The sequence below is a fragment of the Fibrobacter sp. UWB5 genome (assembly GCF_002210295.1).
In the GTDB taxonomy this organism is placed as follows: domain Bacteria; phylum Fibrobacterota; class Fibrobacteria; order Fibrobacterales; family Fibrobacteraceae; genus Fibrobacter.
In genome coordinates this window covers 225,614-248,682 of record NZ_MWQH01000005.1, presented here as the reverse complement: position 1 = coordinate 248,682, position 23,069 = coordinate 225,614, and the positions used below count along the sequence as shown (strand labels likewise).

Annotated in this window: 14 protein-coding genes; 4 read left to right on the top strand and 10 right to left on the bottom strand. The window is 47.7% G+C overall.

Going from position 1 to position 23,069, the window contains the following annotated elements; translation table 11 throughout:
• Positions 1-3: 3 nt before the first annotated feature.
• Positions 4-1,959, bottom strand: a complete 1,956-nt coding sequence (gene rho, locus B7989_RS09370; protein WP_233144345.1) for a transcription termination factor Rho — start codon at positions 1,957-1,959, stop codon at positions 4-6.
• A gap of 283 nt (positions 1,960-2,242) precedes the next feature.
• Here rho and folK point away from each other — a divergent pair, with 283 nt between their 5' ends.
• Genes folK through panC form a run of 3 tightly spaced genes read left to right on the top strand, consistent with a single transcriptional unit; the run spans position 2,243 to position 4,255 of the window.
• A complete protein-coding gene (folK, locus tag B7989_RS09365; protein WP_088628237.1) occupies positions 2,243-2,752 on the top strand; it encodes a 2-amino-4-hydroxy-6-hydroxymethyldihydropteridine diphosphokinase in 510 nt (169 codons plus the stop codon).
• 1 nt (position 2,753) lies between these two features.
• Positions 2,754-3,404: a deoxynucleoside kinase gene (locus B7989_RS09360; RefSeq protein WP_088628236.1), complete on the top strand. Its 651-nt coding sequence runs from the start codon at positions 2,754-2,756 to the stop codon at positions 3,402-3,404.
• Complete coding sequence (gene panC, locus B7989_RS09355; RefSeq protein ID WP_088628235.1) at positions 3,404-4,255, top strand: pantoate--beta-alanine ligase; 852 nt, start codon at positions 3,404-3,406, stop codon at positions 4,253-4,255. The genes B7989_RS09360 and panC overlap by 1 nt, the downstream gene beginning before the upstream one ends.
• A gap of 58 nt (positions 4,256-4,313) precedes the next feature.
• Here the strand turns inward: panC and B7989_RS09350 are convergent, their stop codons facing one another.
• On the bottom strand, positions 4,314-7,391 hold the full coding sequence (locus tag B7989_RS09350) for a CHASE2 domain-containing protein (protein WP_233144344.1): 3,078 nt from the start codon (positions 7,389-7,391) through the stop codon (positions 4,314-4,316).
• 159 nt (positions 7,392-7,550) lie between these two features.
• Here B7989_RS09350 and B7989_RS09345 point away from each other — a divergent pair, with 159 nt between their 5' ends.
• Positions 7,551-10,580: a DNA translocase FtsK gene (locus B7989_RS09345; protein WP_233144343.1), complete on the top strand. Its 3,030-nt coding sequence runs from the start codon at positions 7,551-7,553 to the stop codon at positions 10,578-10,580.
• A gap of 14 nt (positions 10,581-10,594) precedes the next feature.
• Here the strand turns inward: B7989_RS09345 and B7989_RS09340 are convergent, their stop codons facing one another.
• Genes B7989_RS09340 through B7989_RS09305 form a run of 8 tightly spaced genes read right to left on the bottom strand, consistent with a single transcriptional unit; the run spans position 10,595 to position 23,069 of the window.
• The gene (locus B7989_RS09340) at positions 10,595-12,055 is read right to left on the bottom strand and encodes a PP2C family protein-serine/threonine phosphatase (RefSeq protein ID WP_088628232.1); all 1,461 of its coding nucleotides are present in this window, start codon (positions 12,053-12,055) and stop codon (positions 10,595-10,597) included.
• Positions 12,056-12,057: 2 nt separating this feature from the next.
• Positions 12,058-13,779 carry an MATE family efflux transporter gene (locus tag B7989_RS09335; RefSeq protein ID WP_088628231.1) on the bottom strand — a complete coding sequence of 574 codons (1,722 nt, stop codon included), beginning with the start codon at positions 13,777-13,779 and terminating at the stop codon, positions 12,058-12,060.
• A gap of 41 nt (positions 13,780-13,820) precedes the next feature.
• Positions 13,821-16,832, bottom strand: a complete 3,012-nt coding sequence (locus B7989_RS09330; RefSeq protein WP_088628230.1) for an amino acid adenylation domain-containing protein — start codon at positions 16,830-16,832, stop codon at positions 13,821-13,823.
• Positions 16,832-17,965, bottom strand: coding sequence for a hypothetical protein (locus tag B7989_RS09325; protein ID WP_088628229.1), 1,134 nt, complete (start codon positions 17,963-17,965; stop codon positions 16,832-16,834). The genes B7989_RS09330 and B7989_RS09325 overlap by 1 nt, the downstream gene beginning before the upstream one ends.
• The gene (locus B7989_RS09320; RefSeq protein WP_088628228.1) at positions 17,966-18,265 is read right to left on the bottom strand and encodes an STAS domain-containing protein; all 300 of its coding nucleotides are present in this window, start codon (positions 18,263-18,265) and stop codon (positions 17,966-17,968) included.
• A 44-nt stretch (positions 18,266-18,309) separates the two neighbouring features.
• A complete protein-coding gene (locus B7989_RS09315) occupies positions 18,310-19,296 on the bottom strand; it encodes a hypothetical protein (RefSeq protein ID WP_088628227.1) in 987 nt (328 codons plus the stop codon).
• Between the two features lie 18 nt (positions 19,297-19,314).
• Entirely contained in the window at positions 19,315-20,673 is a 1,359-nt protein-coding gene (locus B7989_RS09310) for a DUF1302 family protein (protein WP_088628226.1), read from the bottom strand.
• Complete coding sequence (locus tag B7989_RS09305) at positions 20,670-23,069, bottom strand: RND family transporter (protein ID WP_088628225.1); 2,400 nt, start codon at positions 23,067-23,069, stop codon at positions 20,670-20,672. Before B7989_RS09305 ends, B7989_RS09310 begins: the two co-directional genes overlap by 4 nt.

Genomic DNA, 23,069 nt, shown 5'->3' with positions numbered 1-23,069 from the left:
TGTTTAGCGAAGGCTGTCCTTTGCTTTTTTCATAAATTCTAGTAATTCGGCATTGGTCTTGTTTTGTTTCATGAGCTTAATGAGCTTGTCCATAATGCCGTTTTCGGTATCGTTCTGGGCTCCCTGACGGAATTTCCAGATGATATCCTGTTCGTAAAGGCTGAGAAGGCGGTCTTCTTTGCGGGTGCCCGATTTGAAGATGTCAATGGCGGGCCAGGTACGCTTTTCAGCTAGACGGCGGTCAAGCACCAGTTCCATGTTACCCGTACCCTTGAATTCTTCGAAGATTACTTCGTCCATGCGGCTGCCGGTTTCAATCAAGGCGGTACCGATGATGGTGAGAGAGCCGTTCTTCTGAATGATTTCGCGGACCGGTTCGCCCGTAATTGTCTGGACAATCTGGCCGTTGGAATCCTTCTGGAAATCGCCGAGCTTGTCGGCAATCTTACGGGCGGCACCGAAGAACTTTTTCGGGAACTGCATGGCGTTGGCGTCCACACCGCCCGAAAGGATCTTGCCGGAGTGCGGAATCACCACGTTGTTGGCGCGGGCAAAGCGGGTAATGGAGTCAAGCAAGACAACCACGTCCTTCTGCTGTTCTACGAGGCGCTTGGCCTTTTCGAGCACCATGGTGGCCACGCGGGCGTGGTGATCTGGCGGTTCATCGAAGGTGGAGGCCACCACTTCGGCGCGCAGGTTCGGGTTCGCTTCTACCAGCTTGCCGATAATTTCTCGCATTTCGGTCACTTCTTCAGGACGTTCGTCAATCAGAAGCACCATGATGATGATTTCAGGGTGGTTCTTGGCGATAGCGCGAGTCATGTTCTGCAACAGGATTGTCTTACCGGTGCGCGGGGGAGCGAGAATGATGCTACGCTGGCCCTTACCGATGGGGGAGAACAAGTCCATGACGCGGGTGCTCAGTTCTTCGGGGTCCCATTCGAGCTGAATCTTTTCGTTCGGGTGAATCGGGGTTAGGTATTCGAATGCGACGCGGCGCTTGATCTTTTCGGGGTCTTCGAAGTTGACCTTGTCTACGCGGCGGAGCGCATAGTACTTGTCGTTCTGATCGCGCGGCGGGCGAGCAAGGCCTGCGACGGTATCGCCAATTTTGAGGCCCAGCTTGCGGATTAAATTCTGGCTGACGTAAACGTCGTCCGGGCCCTGCTGGTAGTTGAATTCCGTGTTGCGCAGGAACCCGTGACCTTGCGGGGTGACTTCGAGAAGTCCTTCGGCGTAAACGATGTTGTTTTCGTTTTCGAGGCTCTGCAAGAGAAGTCCCAAGGACTGCTTGCGGTAACGTCTAAAGTCTACGTTTTCTTTTTGAGCGGCAAGTTCCTGCAAGTCGCTCATGGTCATCTTGCGGTACTTGCTCCAGCATTCGCGAGCCTTGTTCCAAGCTTCGGAATCCGGTTCCGGAAGCGGGGTGGTATCTTCTTCTTCGGGCTGGAAATTGCGATTCTGGCGATTGTTCTTGTCGAAACGACGGTTGTTCTTGTTAAACTTGTCAAAGCGGCGATTCTGCTGGTTTTGCTGCTGACCGTTGTTGTCGTTTTGATTGGCGTTCTGTTCGCCTTGTTCGTTCGGGTTTGCCTGTCCCGGGTTTTCAGCAGCAGGTGCTTCTGCAGCAGGAGCTTCAGCGACGGGCGCTTCGGCGGCCGGTGCGGCTGCAACCGGTTCGTTGACGACAGGTGCTTCAGCTACGTTGTTTGTAACATTCTTTTCAAAAGATTTCTGTTCTTTAACTTCGGCGACTTTTTCTTTTGCGGTATGTTCTTTTGCGCTTGTTTCTTTTTCGGCTTTGGCTTCTTTAACTTCGGCCTTTGCATCGACAGCATCTTCTTTAGCTCTCTTGGTGCGTCCGCGGCGCTTGGGGGAAGAATCTTTATCTCCGGTGTTTGAAAAATCCATGTTCAATTCAGGGGGAATTTCTGCGCCAGTAGGTTCTTGATCTGCCAAATAGGCATTTTTAGAATTCTTTTTAGTTGGAGCCACGATGGTGTCCTATTGAATTAATAAATGAAAATGATGTTGGTTAATAATGTTTGATGTAGGTAAAAATGCCCTGGTCGAATCATTTGATCGAAAAAATATGGTGGGCTCCGATAAAATAACTAAAAAAAACGAATTTGTCACGAGAAAACGCCTTTTTTTTGAAAAAATTTTTTGAATCCACCTGTGGCGGTTGAGTTTGCTTTTTTTCGTCGGAAAAATGACAATTTGAATATCTATATTTATTTCCGTGGATTCTTTAGAAAGAGTTTTTGTCGCCTTGGGCTCGAACCTCCCCGATCGCTCCAAACATTTGGATGAAGGTCGTGAGATGCTCCGCAAGATTTCTGCGGGCGGGTGGCTAGAAAGTCCCATTTACGAAACTCCACCGGTAGGACCGGCGGGCCAGGGTCCCTATTTCAATCAAGTCGTGAGTTTCTGGTATTCAGGAACGTCGACGCGCCTGTTGCATTACTTGAAAGGTGCTGAATTTGTATTGGGTCGCAAACCCCGTGGTCATTGGAATTCCCGCGAAATCGATTTGGACTTGCTGTACTTCGGTAAAGAAGTCCACCAGGGCAGGCCGAATCTTCCGCACCCCCAGATTGTGAACCGCCAGTTTGTACTGGTGCCCTTGAACGATATTGCTCCAGAATGGGAAGATCCCCAGCTGGGAATGAAGGTGAAGGAAATTTATTCCAACCTTTTGCAGAAAGAAGAAAAAATCCCGTTCCGCGTCATTACCTCGGAGGAACCCTAATATGCTGACAGAAAAAGGCGTCCATTTTTTGGCCATTGAAGGGGCTATCGGTGTAGGGAAGACTTCTCTTGCAGAAATTATCGCCAATCGTTGGAAGGCGACTTTGATCGAAGAAAATTTCAGGGAAAACCCGTTCCTTGAAAAGTTCTACCAGAACAAAGAAGCTTATGCTTTCCAGACGCAGTTGTTCTTTTTGCTCGACCGTTTAAAGCAGTTGCAGAATTCGGCGCTCCAAAGCGACTTGTTCCGTGATCTTTTAATTAGCGACTATACATACGACAAAGACCAAATTTTTGCAGCCCAGAACCTGACCGAGAGCGAATACGCCATGTATGATCAGGTGGCCAAGGCCTTGAATCATGATATCCCGAGGCCTGATCTGGTTGTTTACTTGCAAGCATCGGTTCCGACTCTCTTGAAGCGTATTCACGGCCGCGGCCGTGCCATGGAAAAGACCATCGAAGGTTCTTACCTGAATGGCCTTCTGGAACGCTTCGACAATTATTTCTGGAACTATCCGTACGCTCCGGTGCTTATCATCAATACCGACAATATCGATTTTGTCCACAACGAAAATCATCTGCAGCTGGTGCTCGACGCGATTGCCGCATGCCCCAAGCAGACGACTTATTTTGTACCAGAAGGTAAATAATGCAAATCGTAACTACTGTTGATTCTCTTCGTCAAGTCATCAAGCCGCTCGCCAAGCAGGGCAAAACCATCGGGCTTGTTCCCACGATGGGTGCTTTGCACGCCGGGCATGGTGCGCTGATCAAGGAATCTGTCAAGGAATGTGATGTAACTGTTGTCAGCGTGTTCCTGAATCCGATCCAGTTCGGCAAGAACGAAGATTTGGATAAGTACCCCAAGCGCCTGGAAGCCGACGCGAAACTTGCCGAATCGCTGGGTGCCGATTTCGTATTTGCTCCGAGTGTTGCTGAAATGTACCCCGATGGCGACCCGCTGACCATGGTTCGCGACGAAACCTTGGAAGGCATGTATTGCGGAGCCTACCGCCCCGGCCATTTCCGCGGCGTCCTTACGGTTGTCTCTAAGTTGTTCCTGATTTCGGGCTGTAATCACGCTTACTTCGGCGAAAAGGATTACCAGCAGGTGTTCCTGATTGAACGCATGGTGAAGGATTTGAATTTCGACATCCAGATTCACCGTGTGAAGATTGTCCGCGAAGAATCGGGCCTTGCCCTTTCGAGCCGTAACGAATACCTGACCGACGAAGAACGTGCAAATGCCTTGTCCATTAGCGCAGGCCTGAAGCAGGCTAAGGAAACCTACGAAAAGGGCGAACGCGCCGTGAGCAAGATTCGCGATGTCGTGTTGAAGTCCATTTTGGGTGCGCACGGTATTGTGCAGTTCGTTGAACTCGTAAACCAGAAGAACCTCCAGAAGTTCGCTGGCATCCTGGGCCCCGAAGACAAAGTCGTGATTCTGGTGGCCGCCTTCTTTGGAAAGACGCGCCTGATCGACAACATCGAATTGAATTAGAACTTAGATCTTAGAACTTAGACATTTTTCTCTAAGTTCTACAACTAAGTTCTGCCAACTATTTTTCAGTAGCGGTGAATACGCCGTCCCAAACCTCGCCTTCTGCAACGGGCGGGGTAATTTTGTAGGCTTCGCAGCGCTTGATGTAAACATGCGAAGGCGTGGTCTTGCTGCCCGGATCGCGGTCGGGGTGGTGGGGCTCCAGCTCAAGGCACTGCTTGAACAGCTCGATAGCATCGTCCCATTGCATGTTCAGGTAGCAGGCGCGGGCCTTTTCCCAAATGCCCACGAGTTCCTTGAGAGAATCCTGGTTCTTGCAGTCGGCCTTTTCCAGAATTTCGTATGTCTTGACCGGTTGGCTCTTGCCAATCACGCGGATGGTGTCAAGGGAACGGTAGATGAAGTCGCCTTCGACCAGATTTTTTTGCGTGTCTTCGCTAATCTGGATGTAGGCGCCGTACTGCTTGGCGGCACTTTCAAGACGGGCGGCGAGGTTCACGGCATCACCCATCATGGTGTAGTTCTTACGCATCGAAGAACCCATGTTGCCCGTCACGATATCGCCGGAGTTGATACCGATTCGCATGTGCATGTTGTGCACGACGGTGGGCCACTTGTCGTCTTCGGAAATCCATTTCTTGCGCAGTGCAATCAGCTTTCGCTGCATTTCGACAGCGGTTTCGCAGGCACTCTGGGCGTGGTTCGGGAGAGGCATCGGCGCGCCGAAGAATGCGATAATGGCATCACCTTCGTACTTGTCAAGAGTTCCCTTGTTTTCGAGCAAGGTGTCTGTCATTGCGGTCAGGTATTCATTCAACAGGTCAACGAGTTTACTCGGGTCGCCAATCTTTTCGGAGAAGGTGGAGAAACTTGCAATGTCGGTAAAGTAGGCTGTGATGTACGATTTTTCACCACCCAGAGTCGGCATGATTTCGTTTTCCACCATGGCGGTGATCAGTTCGGGAGAAATGTACTGTTTGAACGCGTTGTTGATGAAGTTCTTTTCTTTGTTTTCAAAGTAGAACTGCACGACCAATGCCGTAATACTGGTCAACAGCATCGCCAGCAACTGCTTGGAGGCTCCAATGTAGAGTCCGCCCTGGAAATACTTGTAAGCAATAAAGGTGTAAACGCCCATCAATATAAGGGATAACGCCACAGAAATCGAACTCGTAAAGTAGAGGCCAAGAATAAGGCACAGGAGCGCGAGCATGATGACGATGATTTCTTGTTTCTTTTCGCTTAAGGTGACCAGGTAGTCGTCGGCCAGAATATTCTTGATAATGGTGGCGTGGATCAATACGGCGGGGTAGTTTTCTTCGTGGGGGCCTGGCACAAAGTCGAATAGGGCAGCCGCAGCCGAACCGAGAATGAAAATCTTGCCTTGATAGAACAGGTTGTCGACACGTCCCTTGTAAACGTCGTAATAGGACAGGTGCTGGAATCGTCTGTTGTTGATTTCGTTGTAACGACCTTTGTACTTGACTTGGTATCGGCCCGTTTGGTCAATAGGAATGCGCTTGACTTTGCCGAAGCGGAGTTCTTCGCCAGGTTTCAAATTGTTGATGGCGTCATCGCTGGCGGCCTGAATGTCGCGGATCACGGCGTCCGAAAGAATGGCCTGGTTCGAATTCCATTTCTTGGTTGCCTTATTGTAGTGGATTTGCAAGTCAAGCGAAAGAATCATCTTCTGGCCAATGGGCATGTGCTTGAGGGTGTCTTTATAGAAGTGTAAAGTCTTGATGGCGCTTCGGGTAAAGTCGATAGATTCATCATCGTCTTCTTCCTCGTCCTCATCCTCGTTATCTTCGTTCTTGCTTGCGGAGGCGGGCTTTCTTACAATCTGGTAGAAACCGTCTTCGTCTTCGTCCTTGCGGATGATGTAGTCTCGGTTGAGTTTTACGGATTCCTGTTCTTCGAGAGCGTCTAGCTGGTCGGTGTTTACCATCATCAAGAGCTTGGACTCGTTTTCGTCAAGAATGCTGCTGGTTCCGCCGTTCGAAAGTTCCAAGATGATTTTGCCGTTATCGTTTTTGCTGGCAAAAACCTTGTGAGAAATTTCAAGAATGCCGTCGCTGGCCTTGGATTGGATTTTCTTTTCGGCGAGAGTTTCGCGGAGCAGCAAGAACATGTGATAGCTGAAATTCGGGTAGGTCGTGTGGTAGGTGCCAGCCGAGTCGCGGTAAATGCCGAAGGGCTTGCCTACATCGATGTATTTGCCCATCTTGACCGTGATGTCCTTGGGGTCTTTGTGGAACAGGTGCAAGATCGTCATGAGCGACATGGTGGAGTACACGTAGTTCTTGTCGCCACCATTGATGATTGCTTCGTATTTCTGCTTGTCGCCTTCGCTAGTGGTGTCCAAAAGCGGAATGACATCGAGCGTGGGGTTCGGGAATCGGTAAAGCATTGAAACCTTGCGGACCACGCCATCGTTGTCCGGGTAGGCGTTTACAGAACCGAATTTGGCACCGGCCTGCGCCAGTTCCGGGAAAATATTGTCTAGCAAGTCCTTGGGCTCGACGTTTTCAATTTTGTCGACCTGGGTCGTGTCCAGAGTAGAGCTGTAGCCAATGGCGTCGGCACGTTCCAGGGTGCTCAGGGGAATCCATTGTGAGGGGTGCTTGTACGATTTGCGGTCGTCAAACATGTAGCAGACAATGGCGTTTCCGCTTTCTCTGACGGAATTCACCAACATGGAGTCAAAGTTGTAATTGGCGAGTAGCGAGGGGTAAAGGGAATCGACTTCGGCTTCGGGCGCGATTTTCTTGAGTACGCTCGCCGCCTGGTCGGTCTTTTGCTTACCGAAATCGGCGCTCTTGAACAGAATATCGAAGCTAATTGCCGCTGCACCGCCTTCGCTCAAGTTCTGGATCACCTTGGCGTGAATGGAACGGTCCCATTCGTTATAGTTACCGAGTTTGGTCAGGGAAGCTTCGTCAATATCGACAATGTAAATGTTCTGGTCAAGGCTGTCGCTAATGGAAACACGTTGGTGGGTATTGTTGTCGTCTTCGTCCGCTTTTTCGGAATGGGTAGAGGTTTTGAAAAATAGATCGTAAAAAATGTTTTCGAGTGCTTCGGCGCCATTGCGCTGAGTTTTTCCGATGACGGACTCTTCAAGGGCTTCTGGCAAAAAACTGCTTTGCGTGCTTCCAAAAACAAGAATTAAAAAAACAATAAGGGCTGAAACCAAGAAGCCTGATAAAACTTTCTTAATCTTTTTAGAAAACTTTATTTGCATAAGAAAAAGATAATATAATGCTATATTTAGGGTGTACTTGCGGAGGCATTTTTGGCTACTCAAAAGAAATCAACATCGAAAAAAGCGGGAAAATCGACGAAATCTTCTAAAAAAGATGATTTTCAAACCTCAGAACAGGGTTTTGGAGCCATTCTTGGTGGCTGGGCCTTGGTCGGGTTCGGCACTATATTGATGGTTGGCTGTATTTGTTCTGCCTATAGCGGCGTGCGCGAAAACGTTTTGGGCCCCTACTTGGGCAAAATGTTCCCCGATGCGTTGGCATTTGTGTTTGGCAGGGTCGCTTCGCTGTTTGTGTCGTCGGCTCTGGTTTTGTGGGGCGCTGCCCTGGTGTCTGTTTCGAGGCGTACCCGCTTTATCCGCTATGCGGTGGGGCTTACGCTTTTGACGGTGATCATTTCGTTCCTTTGCTCGCTTAGAAACTATGGCGAAACGAAGGTCGCGAAAGACATGCTGATTCAGGGCGGCGGTGCGTTCGGTCAGTTCTTTAACCAGTTCGTGGCTGTCCCCATTTTTGGCAAGGCATCTTTGTTGATGCCGCTGAGCATTTCGCTGGTGGGAATCGCCTTGATTCTGGTGATTGCGTTTGGCCTCCGTCCGAGACATTTCAAGTTTGTGGTGCAGACGACTGCCTGGCTCAAGTCGGTGTTCAAGAAAAAGGAACCGATCGAAGACGATGTCTATGAACCGGTCGATACCCGCCGTATGCCCCAGGTACAGACGAACATGGACTTACAGGGGGCGCTTCCGCGCGGTGTGTACATGGACGACAACACCGTGAATATCCAACCGGACGGCTTCAAGATTCGTCGCAAGAACAAGGTGACGCCTTTCAGTGGTCGCAATAGCTGGATGGACGATGAATTCAGCTTGAACGGAACGGCGGACGAAGTGCCGAACCTTCCGGATGAAGTTTTGCAGACGTTGACGCCTCGCCGTGCGAAAGAGATGGAACCGCAGGCGGATTCTACGAATAATGTGGTTGGCGGATACAATCTGGACGAAGATCCTGAAATTCGCAGACTTGAAGATTACTTGCGCCAGAATGGCGGCAAGATGAATGCTCTTGAAATTGTGGAAGTCAAGGACAAGATTGCCGCCCTCAAGCGTGCCCGCGATTTGATTGCTTGGGAAAAGGACCACCGCGGTCGTATGCAGGTCAAGGGCGATGTGCGTCGCGACGGTGCCGTGACGGGGGCTATGACGACCCGGACTGAGGAGTCCGCGATGCCGACGGGAACGATGCCAGCCGCAAAGGGGGCAACGCAGAGAAGCATGACGCAGGTTCCTGCAGACGAACGCACGATGATGGCGGGTGAGCCGACTGTTGGCAATGAGGCTCCGTTTAATGCTGAAGACTTGCTCGGTGGCGATGGCGCCCAGACGATGGATGTGCCCGCCTCTGATGACGATACGTTTGTGCCCGAAGTTTACGGTGCCGACGATGTGGGCGATGTTCCCGAAATGCCGGAAGAAACGTTTGGTGCCTCGATTGGTGCTGCTTCTGGCGGAACTTCGACTTCGGGAATGAAGGCTGCGACCATTCCGCAACGTGACCCGACGACGGTTTACGACGAATACAAGGTGCCTGCGATTAACGATATCCTGGAAGAACATGAGCCGCAGACGGCCGATTACAGCGAAGAAGAATTGAACGCCATCGGCAAGATGCTCGAAGAAAAGCTTGAAAATTTCAAGGTGAAGGGTCGCGTAATCGGTTGCGAAACAGGCCCCATGATTACCCGCTTTGAAGTGGAACCGGGTCCGGGCATGAAGGTGAGCCGATTCTCTGCTTTACAAGAAGACTTGGCGCTTCCGCTCAAGGTTTCTTCTGTTCGCATTCTGGCCCCGATTCCGGGCAAGGCGGCTGTCGGTATCGAAATTCCGAACCGCAAATTCCAGACGGTGTACAGCCTTGACGTGTTCCAGAGCGAAAAGTTCAAGCCGTCGCCCGAAAAGATTCTGGTGGCTCTCGGTAAGGACATTACCGGCGAAGCGTTCACCATGGACTTGGCGAAGGCTCCGCACTTGCTGATTGCCGGTCAGACGGGTTCCGGTAAGTCTGTCTGCATTAACGCGCTCATGGCTTCGATGCTCTTCAGTAAGACCCCTGACGAACTCCGCATGATTCTGGTGGACCCGAAGGCGGTGGAACTCAAGATGTACGAAAACATCCCGCACCTCTTGGCGCCTGTCATTACCAAGCCCGAAATTGCGATTCAGGCATTGCAGTGGCTGTGCTATGAAATGGATCGCAGAACTGAAGTCCTGGCGGCGGCGAAGGTGCGTAATATTGGTGGCTTTAACGCCAAGTTCGAAGCGGGCGAGTTGCCCGACGAAGTGCCCGAAGAAGACCGCAGCCATCGCATGGCGTTCATCGTGGTGATTATCGATGAAATGGCGGACCTGATGATGGTCGCTGGCAAGGAAATCGAAAAGAACGTGGCGCGCCTTGCTGCAAAGGCTCGTGCCGTGGGCATTCACCTTGTGCTTGCAACGCAGCGCCCCTCTGTGAAGGTGATTACAGGTATCATCAAGGCGAACTTGCCGACTCGTATTAGCTTCAAGGTGGCATCGCAGATTGACGCCCGCACGGTCATGGACCATGCCGGCGCCGAAAAGCTCCTGGGCCGCGGCGACATGCTTTACAAGGCCGTGAACGATCCGGAACCGGTTCGTGTTCATGGCGCCTTCCTCAGCGATGAAGAAGCGGAAAAACTTGCCGATGCCTGCTCCGACCAGAACGTATTCTATCCGCAGGTAGAATCGTTCGACGTTAGCGACGGCGAAGGCGACGAAGACGGCGAGGGCGGAGGCAAGGACTTGGGCAAGCTTGACAAACTGCTCTACGATGTGGCCGTTTGGGCTGTCGAATGCCGCGGGCTTTCGACCTCGGCGGTGCAGCGCCACTTTAGCGTGGGATTCAGCCGAGCCGGTAAAATTGTGGACCAACTTTACAGCCTCGGCGTGTGTGGCCCTGCCAAGGGCAACTCCAAACCCCGCGCCATGCTGCTTGGCATCGAAGAAATTCAGAGCATGCAGCGCTCCGGAAAATTCGGGTAAATTTGCGGCTTTGTCTACCTGAGAGAAATGGACAACATGGTAATGTCGTCGAATTGTTCGGCATTTCCCACAAAAGCTTGCAGATCTTCCTTGATCTGAGTCAAGAATGCTTTGCCGCCACGGACATCGGCCGAATTGAGTTTTTTCAGCAGTCTCTCTTCGCCATAAAGTTCCCCTGAGCCGTTGTGCGCTTCGGTTAATCCGTCGGTATAGATTAAAAGGCTGTCGCCATCCTGTAATTGAATCTCGGATTCCTTGTACTGTGTATCGTCCATGCCTGCAAGGAATAACCCATGTTTGTTCTTCAAAAATTCAAAATTTTCGCCCTTTCTTGCAAAACAGGGGGCGTTGTGGCCTGCATTTGTGAATTTCATGATGCGTGTCGTGGTGTCTAGAATGCCAATCCATGCTGTGGCAAACATTTCTTCGGGGTTGCTTTCACACAGGATTCGGTTGACATCGGTAGAGATCTGAGCCGTGGACAGTTTCATCGAAGCATGGTCTTTGATCATCGTCTTCACGGTCATCGAGAAGAGGGCCGCGGGAACACCTTTGCCCGAAATATCGGCGATGACAAATGCAATATGCGTGTCGTCGATTTCAAAGAAATCGTAAAAATCTCCGCCGACCTCCTTGGCAGTATCCATGGTTGCGTAGATGATTATGTCGGGGTGGTTGACAAGAGCGCCCTCTGCGGAAGGAAGAGAACCTGTTTGAATGTTTGCGGCGAGGTTCAGGTCGGTTTCGACGGCCACTATTTTCTCGCGATTCTTGACGAATCTATTCGTGTTCACGTTTGTTGTAAAGAAGGTGAGCGCGATGGCGGATGAAAGACTGGTTTCTAGATAATTTTCATCAAGTTCCAAGATGAATAGCTGAATAAACTCAATTCCTGCAATCAATAAGGAGGTTATCAAAATACATTGAGCGTAGAATTTCTTTTCCGCATTTGATTTTCGGCGTCGGATTAAGTAATAGATGGACTGTAACAATGGTGAACTTGCGTACATGAAAGCAATCGGTACCAAGCAATAATCAAAGATGATGCCGTATTGAATTTCTCCATGTTCGTTGATGGAATATACTAGGCCGGTCCAAGGTGTCGTTAGGCATAAAATAACGGTAAGAACGGTGGGTGCGATAAATAGCGCGTAGTGCAGTTTTTTTGAACTCATCTTGAGTCCAAATTGATTCAACGAGAATCGCGTAAACATCGATGTTCCAAGCATCATTGCAATTGCAAAAATATAGGCACAGGCATAATTAAGGATCTTGTATGTAAGATTCCCATCTACAAAATGCCAGATTCCGTCAAAAGCAGACAAGACCGTTGCCGACACAAGCATAATGGAAAGCTTGTCCTTGAAACTCATCTTGTACAGTACGATGTTGTTGTACAACATGAATGCGGTTAGCAAGGTCGTGAAAACGGATATTTCTACAAACAGGGTATCTGCAATTTCTTCATAGGTCATATTTATGCCTCGAATTTTACCTTGAATGTGTTACGGTTGTAACTCATGGTCGTGAGGTACATCTTGTTATTTTTCATTTTTTCCATGTAGCCCGAAACCATGAACTCGGTTATGGAACCCGCGATGACATCATCGCTTGATAAGTCGAATAAAACTCCATCGTCCTTGGTGATAATCTGTATTCCATCTTCTCGAATAAAGACGGAACATTCCGCATAGGTAGTCGCATTCCCGTTTTTCTCGTAAATAAGCATAAAAAGCTCTTCAATGAGCAATTTGACTTTGGCTATGATTTTTTTGCTGATGCCATTTTCCTGAAGGTATCGTTCTACCTGCTTTTGAATATCAATAATCAATTCCGGTTCCAGCTTAAGTTCGTAAAAGCGGTAGTTCAGTTGTTTTTCTTTATCTGCAAGTAGCAGAGGGTAGTTTTCTTTGCCGTATTTGGTGCGGATGAATAGCGTCGAGAAGATGTAGGCGAGAATAGTCGAAAGGGCTATCCCGACAAAGAATCCGTAAATTCCAAATTTTTCGCCGAGAATGAATAGGAGGGGTGCGGCGACAATCACGTCGCGTAATCCGCAGAGAAGCGCCCCAAGAAAAATCTTGTCGATGAGCAGATAATACGAAGACAGCAAGTAGAGAAGACTGGTTCCGGTGAGCCCAAGTGCAATAATGCGGGCGCCGTTGATGGCATCTTTGGCGATTTCTGGATTCTCGATGCCGTAAATTTTTACGATGAGTGGAGCCGCAGCCGCTATGATGGCGGTCATTAAGACTCCTTCGACAACAGCCGCTTTCTGCGCAATCTTGTAGCAATTTTTAATGCCGCGGTAGGATTCTTCGCCTAGATAGATGTTGATGAGGGGGGTAATGGCCTCTCCGATGCCGTCAAAAATAATCTGAAACTCTTTTGCAAAGAAAATAACGGAGGCAATAATCAGCATTTCAGAACCGAATGCGAATGTGATGTATTTTTCGACAATCACGGCAAAGCAGGCGAAAAATAGATAGGTACTCGCATCGATCGTACTGTATTTCGCTATGTGAAAAATTTTTGCAATTGAAAAGTGAAATCCGATTTTTAGCGAGTTTCCTTTCTTGAATAAGTGGAGACTAGTCACTAAAAGTGCAAGTGCGGTACCGATAAACGAACCCAGGGCGATTCCTTCGATGCCCATGGATTTTGCTAGGACGATGGAGAGGGCTATGTTGACAACTAGCTGTACGATGCCTGCGATTGTGCTAATCGTGTCGTCTCCATCTGAAAATACGGCTTCGCACATCAGTAGGAATAAAGGCAAAATCAGAATGGTTAGCTTGTACCAAAAGAAATACTGCTTGGCCTGTTCAAAAACAGCGGGGGTCGCTTCAAAAAAATGGAGATAGGTATCGCCCAACAGCGTAAAGGCTAAGAACAAGAGTACGCCTATGCTAACAGCAGCGGTCAATCCGACCCTGAAATACTGGGTTGCTTTCGCTTGATCAAATTCTCCCATGGCGCGGTTGTACAAGATGGGAACGCCAATCGAAAGGATTCCGCCAAAAAAGGCGGCTAGGGAATATGCGGGGGTTACAAGGCTGATGCCGGCGACGCTCGTTTCTCCTAAGACAAGGCCTGCAATCACGGAATCCGACAGCAACAGGATTGGAACGACAATCATGTAGACTGTTCCCGAAACCAGTAGCGAAAGAAACTTTTTAGACAGAAATGTCTTGCTCATTCATTTAAATATAATAATAGGTTGAAAAAATGGTAATTTGATTAGGTACTCATCAAAAGGTTCAAATTCTTTTTTAACAGTTCCGCATACTGTAACGCCTGTTTTGGAGTGTATAGATTTTCCGCATACTCAATAAACAGGGATAGGCTCGAAGGATTTTCGCGGACCTCTATTTCGAAAGGCATTGCCGCATTGCGGTTCAAACCCACTTCTTCGATTTGAACTTCCGGCGGAATCAGGTTCAGCATGGTGTTTTCATGGACTTGTTTTTGATAGATGATTTCCAAGGTGTATGTGTCCAGTTCGTCATTGTAGAAAATATCCCCTAGGCATTCCGAATAGAAAATGCCCTTTAGGATTTGTTCTGAAATCTCGGAAAGAACTTTTGAGGGAGAATCCGTTTTTTCAAGATCGATAAAGATGGGTAGATTTTCTTCGAAACTGCCGATTGTTTCTAGGTATTTGCCTTCTTTCCGGTTGTCGTAAGTCCAGGTGTAGCAGATTTTCTTTTTTCCTGTCATCTCGGAAAGGGCAAGTATTGCCGCCGCGATAGAAAGTTCATTTCTAGATGTAGAACGTCTTTTTTCGGCTTGGTTCATTTGATCTAGGGTAATTCCTAAATCGTAATCCAAATAAGCACTTTTTCCGAAAGATTTTGTATGGTCATATTCAAGTACGCAACACCATTTGAAATCGCCCTTTAGGGATTCGTAATATCTTTTTGCCTCAGCATATTTAGTGGACTTCTTGGTGTTTTCTAGGTCTTGTAAGTACGAATAATAAAAGTCATCTCCTGATTTTTCTTGGTAATATTCGTTGAAGGTCTGTACGGCGAATATAAAACACGAGTAATAGTCTCCTAGAGAATGATGGACTTCCACAAAGAGGTACTTGTTTTTCTCTGTTACAATGACTTTGGTTCTATACAGATGTTCTCCGAATAAATTGAATGGACGCTCCGGCTTTTCTTTAAACTTGTTGAATTCTTTTTCGGAGGTGTGCCACAATTCTGTTTTTTTTATCAATTCAGGGCGGTATGAGACGGAATATTTTCCCGTTTCATCTTTCGAAAAAACAGACATCATCATCGGATGTTTTTGAAGTGTCTTGTCAACGGCTTCGCATAGTTTTTTTTCATCGTATTGATTTCCGAGTGTGACAACGTACGAAAAGTTGTAAACGTAATTACTGCCGGATTTTTGTTCTTCTTCAGATAGGAAAAATTCTTGCTCTGCCTTTATGTCGAATGTTTTTTTTCGGCATTGTTCTTCATATTTTTCATTGTCATCTGTGTTCTTGTTTGATTGTATTTTTTTTGCAATTCGATCGATTGTCTTTCCGTAGTAGATATCTGAAACCGTCAGCGTTAAATGATGCTTTTCTATCTCGATGATTAGCTCAACGGCTGATATAGAGGATCCGCCTAGCTCAAAGAAATTATCTTCTTTGGAAGGGTCTCTTTTTAGATCAAGAACTTTTTTGACCGCTGAACATAAGATGTTTTCGATGCCAATTTCTGAAGAATCCTCGTTTAAATGCTTAAACGAAATATCCATTGTTTTTAGGCTTTGCTTGTCAATTTTCCCGTGTTTATTTAAGGGCATCTTGTCAAGCGTTACAAAAACCGAAGGAATCATATAAGGTGGAAGAATCCTTGATAGTTCTTCCTTGATAGCCTTTGTAGATATGTCTGTGTCTGCAACAATGAACGCGACTAGGAAATTCTCTTTTTCGTTGGTCTTTAAAATAACAGAAGTTTGTTTAATGGCTTCAATTTTTAGGATGGATTGTTCTATTTCTTGGAGTTCGATTCGTTGTCCGTTTAACTTTACCATATCGTCGGCTCGCCCGCAGATCACAATTTCTCCGCTATCGGTCCTATAGGCAAGATCCCCAGATTTGTATGTTCTTTCGCCTCTGTATTCTATAAAGCTCTTTGCCGTATCATCGGGACGATTCAAGTATCCGCAAGAAAGGGTCTTGCCCTGTATTAAAAGTTCTCCCTTTTGGTTTGGTCCAAGTTCGTTTCCTTCTTCATCTACGATGAAGACTTTTGTCTGGTATGGAATTCCATTTGTGAAGGAACTTGTTGTATTTTGCAATACCTTGCACACAGCCATGGAGCAAGTTTCTGTCGTACCGTACCCATTGATGATTTTTACGGTAGGGAGTTTGCTGAAGATTTTTGCGGCATGCTCCGGAGAGAGCGGCTCTCCGCCCATGTAAAGGCCAATAATGCTTTCAAAATTTTCTTTGTCTGCCGCAGAAAGTAGAATTTCTATGAATGAAGGTATTCCGATTACGGAATCCAGTTGATACTTCTTAATCTGTTCTGAAAAATTTGTTAAATCTTTAAGCTCATTTTCTTTGTTAAGGTAAAATAGAGCGCCTGCATAAATGCAATAAAAGAATCCTGTATAAAAAAGGATGAACGTGAATGGGGATATGTCGGCCAATCGATGAATTTGATATTGGGCAATGGCAATCCATTGTTCTGGAAAGAATTCTTCGTAAATGGCCCTGTGATTAAGCGTGACCCCTTTGGGATTTCCTGTAGAACCTGAGGTGTAAATGCACATTGCCATGTCATCGGGGTTTACATGAACAACTTGTTTTTTTAAATGTTCTTTTTTCGCTTTAGCAAGGAGTTCTTCTAGTGTGAAAATCTTGCAAGTGCATTTGCCTATTTCTAGAAGTTCCGCCTTGATTTTTGCGGTTGTAATGATGGCTTTCGATTTGGAATCGTTGGTGCTGTATGCAATTCTTTCAGGAGGCGTGTCGAGTGTAAGTGGGATAAAGGCCGCACCCGTTTTTAAAACGCCCATGATGGCGATATGAATAGAGAAAGACCTGTCCAATACAAGAGTGATGAAATCCCCTTGTCTGATTTCTGGGATCAGGGCGAAAAGCGATGCCGCCAAGTAATCTGATTCCTGATCAAGTTCCTTGTACGAAAGTTCCTTGTCTGCGCAGATAACGGCGATGGCGTCGGGCGTCTTTTGAGCGTGTTCGGTAAGCTTGTCATGTACGGCGATAAATTTTTCTTTAGCCATTATGCATTCTCGATAAATTTGCCCATGTAGTCAAGAACTGAAATAAGTCCTTTTTCCAAATCCGCCTTGTTCAAGAGCAGGTTGATTCTAAAACAGAAGTGCTTGCTTATGTCAAAACCATGCATGATGCCCGGGAAAATTAAATATCCCTTTTCCTGGATTAGTTTTTTTATGGCGAAAATAAAATTTTCAGTTCCTATACACCCATCAAGAAAAATCATGGCATAATGACCGAAAATATCAGGTGATACATGGGCGAAACAGTAATTTGCTAGAATCTGATGAACTCGTTTGTAATTGTCGCTCCAAAATTGATTGTAAAAACGAAGGCATTCGTCGTAATTTTGGGAGATGAAATGACGTGCACCCAGTTGACTTAGATAATTTAGGGAGCCTCCGTAACAATCTTTAAGCCTATCAATTTCGTCAGAGAACTTTTTATGTGTGACAATGACAGAAAATTTAATCCCCTGAATTCCTAGAGCCTTATGCGGGCTATAGATGTACATTAGTTTTTCTTGTATTCCTAATGTTCTTGAAAGTTCCTTTCCGTTTACGCATAAGGCCTCGTCCAATATAACCCATTTTCCTGCATCTAGAAGTTCTTGAATGCCGTTTATGACATTTTGATTGAAATAAACGCTTGTCGAGTTGATGGGAGAGGTGAACCAGAATGCTTCGCAGTCCGAATTTATAAGGGGACTGATGTCAAAATTTTGATTGAAGTCGGGAATGAATTCGTTAAAAACGTGGTAGGCGACTTTTAAATCGTCTAGGCAGGTCTGTGCCGTAAAGTATGCTGGCGCAATGATTCCTGTTTTTAAATTTCTTTGTGAAAGGAATACTGCGATTGTTACAATCGAATGGGTGCTTTGCGAAAAGGCAAAACCTTGGGATTCATAGAAATCTTCGCTTGAAAAGCCTAATTTGGTTGCAATGTTTTTTTTGATGGATTCAGGAAGATAATATTGATAGTCAAAAATATCCTGTACGGATTCGTATTTGAGGATATCTTTGAGCTGAGCCTTGTATTCGGAACCGGCATTCCAGTAAGATAGATTTATAGATTGCGTTTCTTTTGACAGGGCTTTTGAAGCTTTGTCAAGTTCCATCTCTATTTCGTAGTTAGTCATTTAAATTAAACCGAAAACGGCGTCGAGTCCGGTTGCGTCCAGGACTTCCCTGAAGTTTTCGCCGATATTGAGAAGTTGCATGTTTCCCTGTTTCTTTTTTAAGACCTTGAATGTTGAAAGTAATACTCGGATCCCTGCCGAGGATACATAATCGCATTCTTTGAAATCCATGATTAGCGAGTTTACCTTTTCGATGTGTGCTGCAATTTCTTCTGCGAGTTTGGGCGAGGTGAGGGTGTTCAGCTCGCCAGAAAGAGCAATTGTCATTTCAGCATCGTTCAAAACAGTTCTAAGTTCCATTCTAGGCTCCGTATTATATTTTAGTAAAAAAATTGTGAAAAGAATTAAAACAAGTGCTTCCACTGGAATCCGAGTGTGTAGAATATCCACTCTCTACCGCTGTAAGTCATTAGCGGCTCGTGTTCTACGTCTTTGTATTTTTCGTGGAAACTGCGGCGCGACTGGAAATCAAAAAGCACATAAAGCTTGTCTTTCTTGCCGAGCGTGATTTCAGCCATGGGCCAAATGTCGATGGTCATGAAGTCGCCCTTGTAGTTTGATGAATAGTCGCCGAAATCGCTGGACTCATAATGGCCCGAAAGCGTGGTGCCGACGCCGATCATCGAAAGTTTCAAAGGCATTTGGTAGCCTACAAAGTATTCTTGTTCGTACACCCAGCCGCTTGCCATGCCGTCGGAGGCCTGCCATAGCCAAACATCGCTGTCGGTGCCAGTCAATTTCTGGTAGCCGGCTTTGTAGGTGGCTGTCGCTACAACGTGGTGCCAGTCGCCTTCCCAGAGGGCGGCGAGATCGAACATGAAACATGCGCTTCCCCAGCCGTACAAGTACCAGTGCGCAAAGGGAGTCATGTCCTTGTATTCAGGCTCTACTGCATTGTATGCAGCCATGCCTTGGAATAAATCGAATGCGTTCCAGCCGGTTCCTGCCGTGCCGCCGATGGCTAGCTCCAAAAAGGCAATGGGCGATACGGTGATGGATGCTACAGGCGCAATGGTTATCGGCGAAACTTCCAACCCCGCGCTAAATGTCACATGGTTGTCGGCGGTGAATTCGTCGTCGCCACGCAAGAAGGGGAGCGTGTAGGCCGCGTCAAATTCAGCAACGGCCTCGATGCCGTCGTATGGACCGCTGATGCCTGTAATATGAGTGCTTCCACGATCGTGTTCTACTTCAGGATAGTAGGCCGCAGAGGTCGTCGCTGAAAACTCCCAAGGCGAAGGTGCTTGAGTGGCTTTTTTCGGGGCTTCTTCTGCGAAAAGCTGACTGCCTAAGCAAAGTACGGCAGCGAATGCAAATAATGCTTTTTTCATGCTTTCCCCTCCAGAACGTTAGAATGACATTTTTCCTTTGAAAGTGACGCTGCTATAATCGCGGTATTCGCCGTATAGTCCCTCCTTGCCGTCGGGGCCTTCCAAGTACAGGTCTCCAATCAGGCTAAGCGTAATCGCGTCGGTTAGCTTGTAGTCCAGTTCCAGTTCGCTTGCCGTAGAAAAATCCCATAGATCCAAAGCGCCCGAGGCCATAATGGTGAGCGTTTCGTTCAGGATCGATTTTTCAATACTCAAGGTTGCCTGGTGCTCGAACTCGTTTCGTTCAAGGTCGCTATCGTGATCGATTACGCCGTCTGCAACATATTGTGCTGTAATCGTCCAACCTCCGCTAGGTGTCCAGTCTAGCCCGGCAAGGCCCAAGACTTGATTCTTTCTCTTGCTTGCGGGGCGCGAGTCTTCCGAATACTTGAAGAGTTGGCTGTTGACATCTGTTTGAAAATGTCGTTTGGGGAAATAGGCGCCTTCAAGACGGAATACGAAATCGCCGGCAGGAATCGCTGCGTCGGCACCGATCATATACATGCGCTTGTATTCACCTGTCACATCGATTGTGTAGCTGGTGGCAGGCATATCTTCGCCATCGCCAAAAATAATATTGGGGTTGTATCGGATTAACGGGAGGTCATCCCAACCATAGAATCCGTACAGCGACAAATCTGCGACCGAAGTGTAGGTACTAGCGCGCAGGGCGAGTTCGCTCTTCGAAAGCCTTTTTTCGGGGAGTTCGAAGTCGTCGTTTTTTTCAGGATAATTGATCCCGATGCCATCCACTTCCTCCGGGAATATGCGTGAATGCAGTGGATTTCCCTTGGCAAGTGGCAGAATGCTCGGCGTAAAGAATGGGATCCAGTAGGCGTCCACCTGCGTCTTGTCTGTCAGTAAGGAAAGGCGCACGGCGTCTACACCTAGCTTGGATTCGTTGTAGTCGGCAGCAACCACATTCGTTTCGTCTCGCGGGTTCAAGACGTCTGTAATTTGTATGTCGTCTGCCTTGCCCCACGAAACAACTTGGCGACCGACACGGAGCGCAAGCATTTCGCCCTTCCAGTCGATGTATGCTTCGCGTAGTTTTAAGGCGAAAGTGCCGTCATCGGCCACAAATGCCGATGAGCCGTTTGTCGATTGAGCGCCTAAGGCGTCGTGGACAATTTGGCCGTTCACGTAAACCATTGCTTCGTCCAGGTACGATTTGATTGTGCCGTCAAAGATCGTCTGGCCGAGTAGAAAGTCGCCCTTGTTGTGGTGAGCGTTCGGAAGTCCTACCCCGGCCTGCGAGGTTAGGCTACCCAAGAAGACTGTTTCTTGGGCACAAATGGTTACAGCAAGGGCTAAGCTGAGTGCGGTAAATCGTTTCATGCTTTCTCCTTTTCTTTGCCATACGGTTTTGACACTTGCAGAAGTGCGGGCGTAATCGTATAGTCGGCGAGCAAGGCGCTTGAAAGGCCGACAATGATTAGCAGACCGAGCACCATCAGGAAACGCAAGGGGCTAAACAGGTAAACGGCGAACATCGCACACAGAATCAACGTGGTCAAAAACATCGAAGCCCCGATTTCGCGGAAGGTCGCTTCCATCGCCCTCGATAGGGATCCGCATTCTTCGTATCGGACTTTCAAGTGTGTGGTCAAGTGGATTGTGTCGTCTACGGCAATACCCAGCACCAAGGGCATTACGGTGACAGTGCTAAAGTCCAGCGCAAAGTCAAAGTATCCCATGACACCGCCCACCAAAATGACAGGGGCCACGTTCGGAATCATGCCGATAATTCCAAGCTTGAAGCTGGAGAATGCAAGCATCAGCATGATGGCGATGATGATGAGCGAAAATCCGAAGGATTTCAGGCCGCCAAAAACAATGCGATTGCTCATTTCGGAATAGCGGATCATGTCGCCAAGCAGTGTGCATTGGGCGTTCGGGAACAATTCGGCGAGTTTAGCCTTTAAAGCGTTCATGTTTTGGAGCGCTTCTTCGGTAGCGAATTGGGTCATGTCCACGCTGACTTCTGTAATTCTGAATTCTTCGTCCATCGTTTCGCTAAAGTCTTCGCGCATTTCGATAGATGAAAGTTCCATCAGCTGCGCAAGTACGTATTCGTCTTCGGGAACGGCGTAAAGCGAATCTTTGCCTTCGTTCAAGGCGCGATTCATTTCTTTCAAGATGCTTGTCGCCGAGGTCACGCGCGGTTTTCCACCCGACCACTTGGTAAGCGAAAGGGAGCCTACGTAATCTTCGAGTTCCAAAAGTGCTTTCATGTTTTCGGGTTTCTTGAATGCGCCTTCTTCGTCAAAAGAGATCATGATGGAATAGCTGTACTGGTTTCCGAGCTTAGTCTTTAGCATTTTCTTGATTTCTTGCACATAGGGAACCTTGTCGCCCGAAATACTCAGGTAGTCCAGTTGCGCCGTAATCTTGAACATTCCCGGAATAAATGCTGCAATAATCAGGGCTGCAGCCACAATAAAGTGCCATTTTCTTTTATAGACGAGATCGGACCAGGCTGAAAATACCTTGTCCAGTTTTGTCGCTCCGTCTTTGCTAGTAGTGTCGGGCACGCCGTTCTTGCCGAACGACAGTAGAATTGGAATCAGGATTGTTACATAGAGGTAAATCGCGAGCACCACAAGAGCTGCGGCTTTACCCATCCATACAAGGGGTTTCATGTCGACAAACAGGAAACTGATAAACGAAGCCATGGTCGTAAGCACTGTAAACAGTACCGGCCAACCACATTCTTCGATGCATTTGATGGCAGATTCTTTACGGATGCCGGTGCGTCTAAATTGCAACTTGAACATGTTTATATAATGCACCGAATAGCCAACGGCTAATGCCATGCCCAGAACGACTGGCAAAGTGACGAGCGTAGAATCTGCCTTTACTCCGAAAAGGGCCATGCCGCCAAATACCGAGGCGATGGCACTGAGGGTAGTGATTGCCGGAACGAAAACGCCAAAGAAATTGCGCAAGAAAAGTGCCAGGAATAAAAGCATCACGCCGACGCTGCATAGTACCCTGATGCCGTATTCGGGAATTTCGTAACGGTCTTCGCAGGCGCTGTCGAACGGGATTCCTCCGCCATACAGTTTATAGTCTTTGTTCTGGAATTCGTCGCTTTCCATAATTTCCATCAGCTTGTAGCCGATAGCCAGATTGACTTCATCTACGTCGCCTTCGAATTTCTCTTCAAGTTCCTTGCCTTCGAACGGGTGGAGCGACAAGGAAATCCAGGTTTCGCGTCCGTCGTCACTGACGAGTGCGTTGATGAGGGCGTTCGTTTTTTCGTTCCCGCGCATCACGAGGGCACGTGCCTTGGCGAGCTCTGCCGAGTCCGAGGGGATCCCGTTCTCATAAGGCTTGACGATTTCAAAACCTTCTTCGTTACCTACGGGAATATTGACATTGATAATCGAGGTGAGCCTGTTTGCAAACGGAATTTCGTCCTGTAACCGCGTCCCGATTTTATCGATGACATTCAGGATGTCTTCGCTAAAGACATCGCCATCGCCTTGCTTTACGAGGAGGACTCCGACGCCGTTCAGGTTCCCGAAGACCTGTTCGTATTTTTTCGTATTGATGGTGATTTCGTCGGAATCGCCAAACCAGCCCTCTTCGCCACGCGAAAGAGCGAAATCGGCAAGACCGGAACTACAGATTACGGTAATAACGAGCAGTATGGCTAGAATGGGCCAACGGTAACGAATCTGGGTGGTTCCGACCTTGCGAAAAAAATGATTGATTCTAGAAACTCTCAT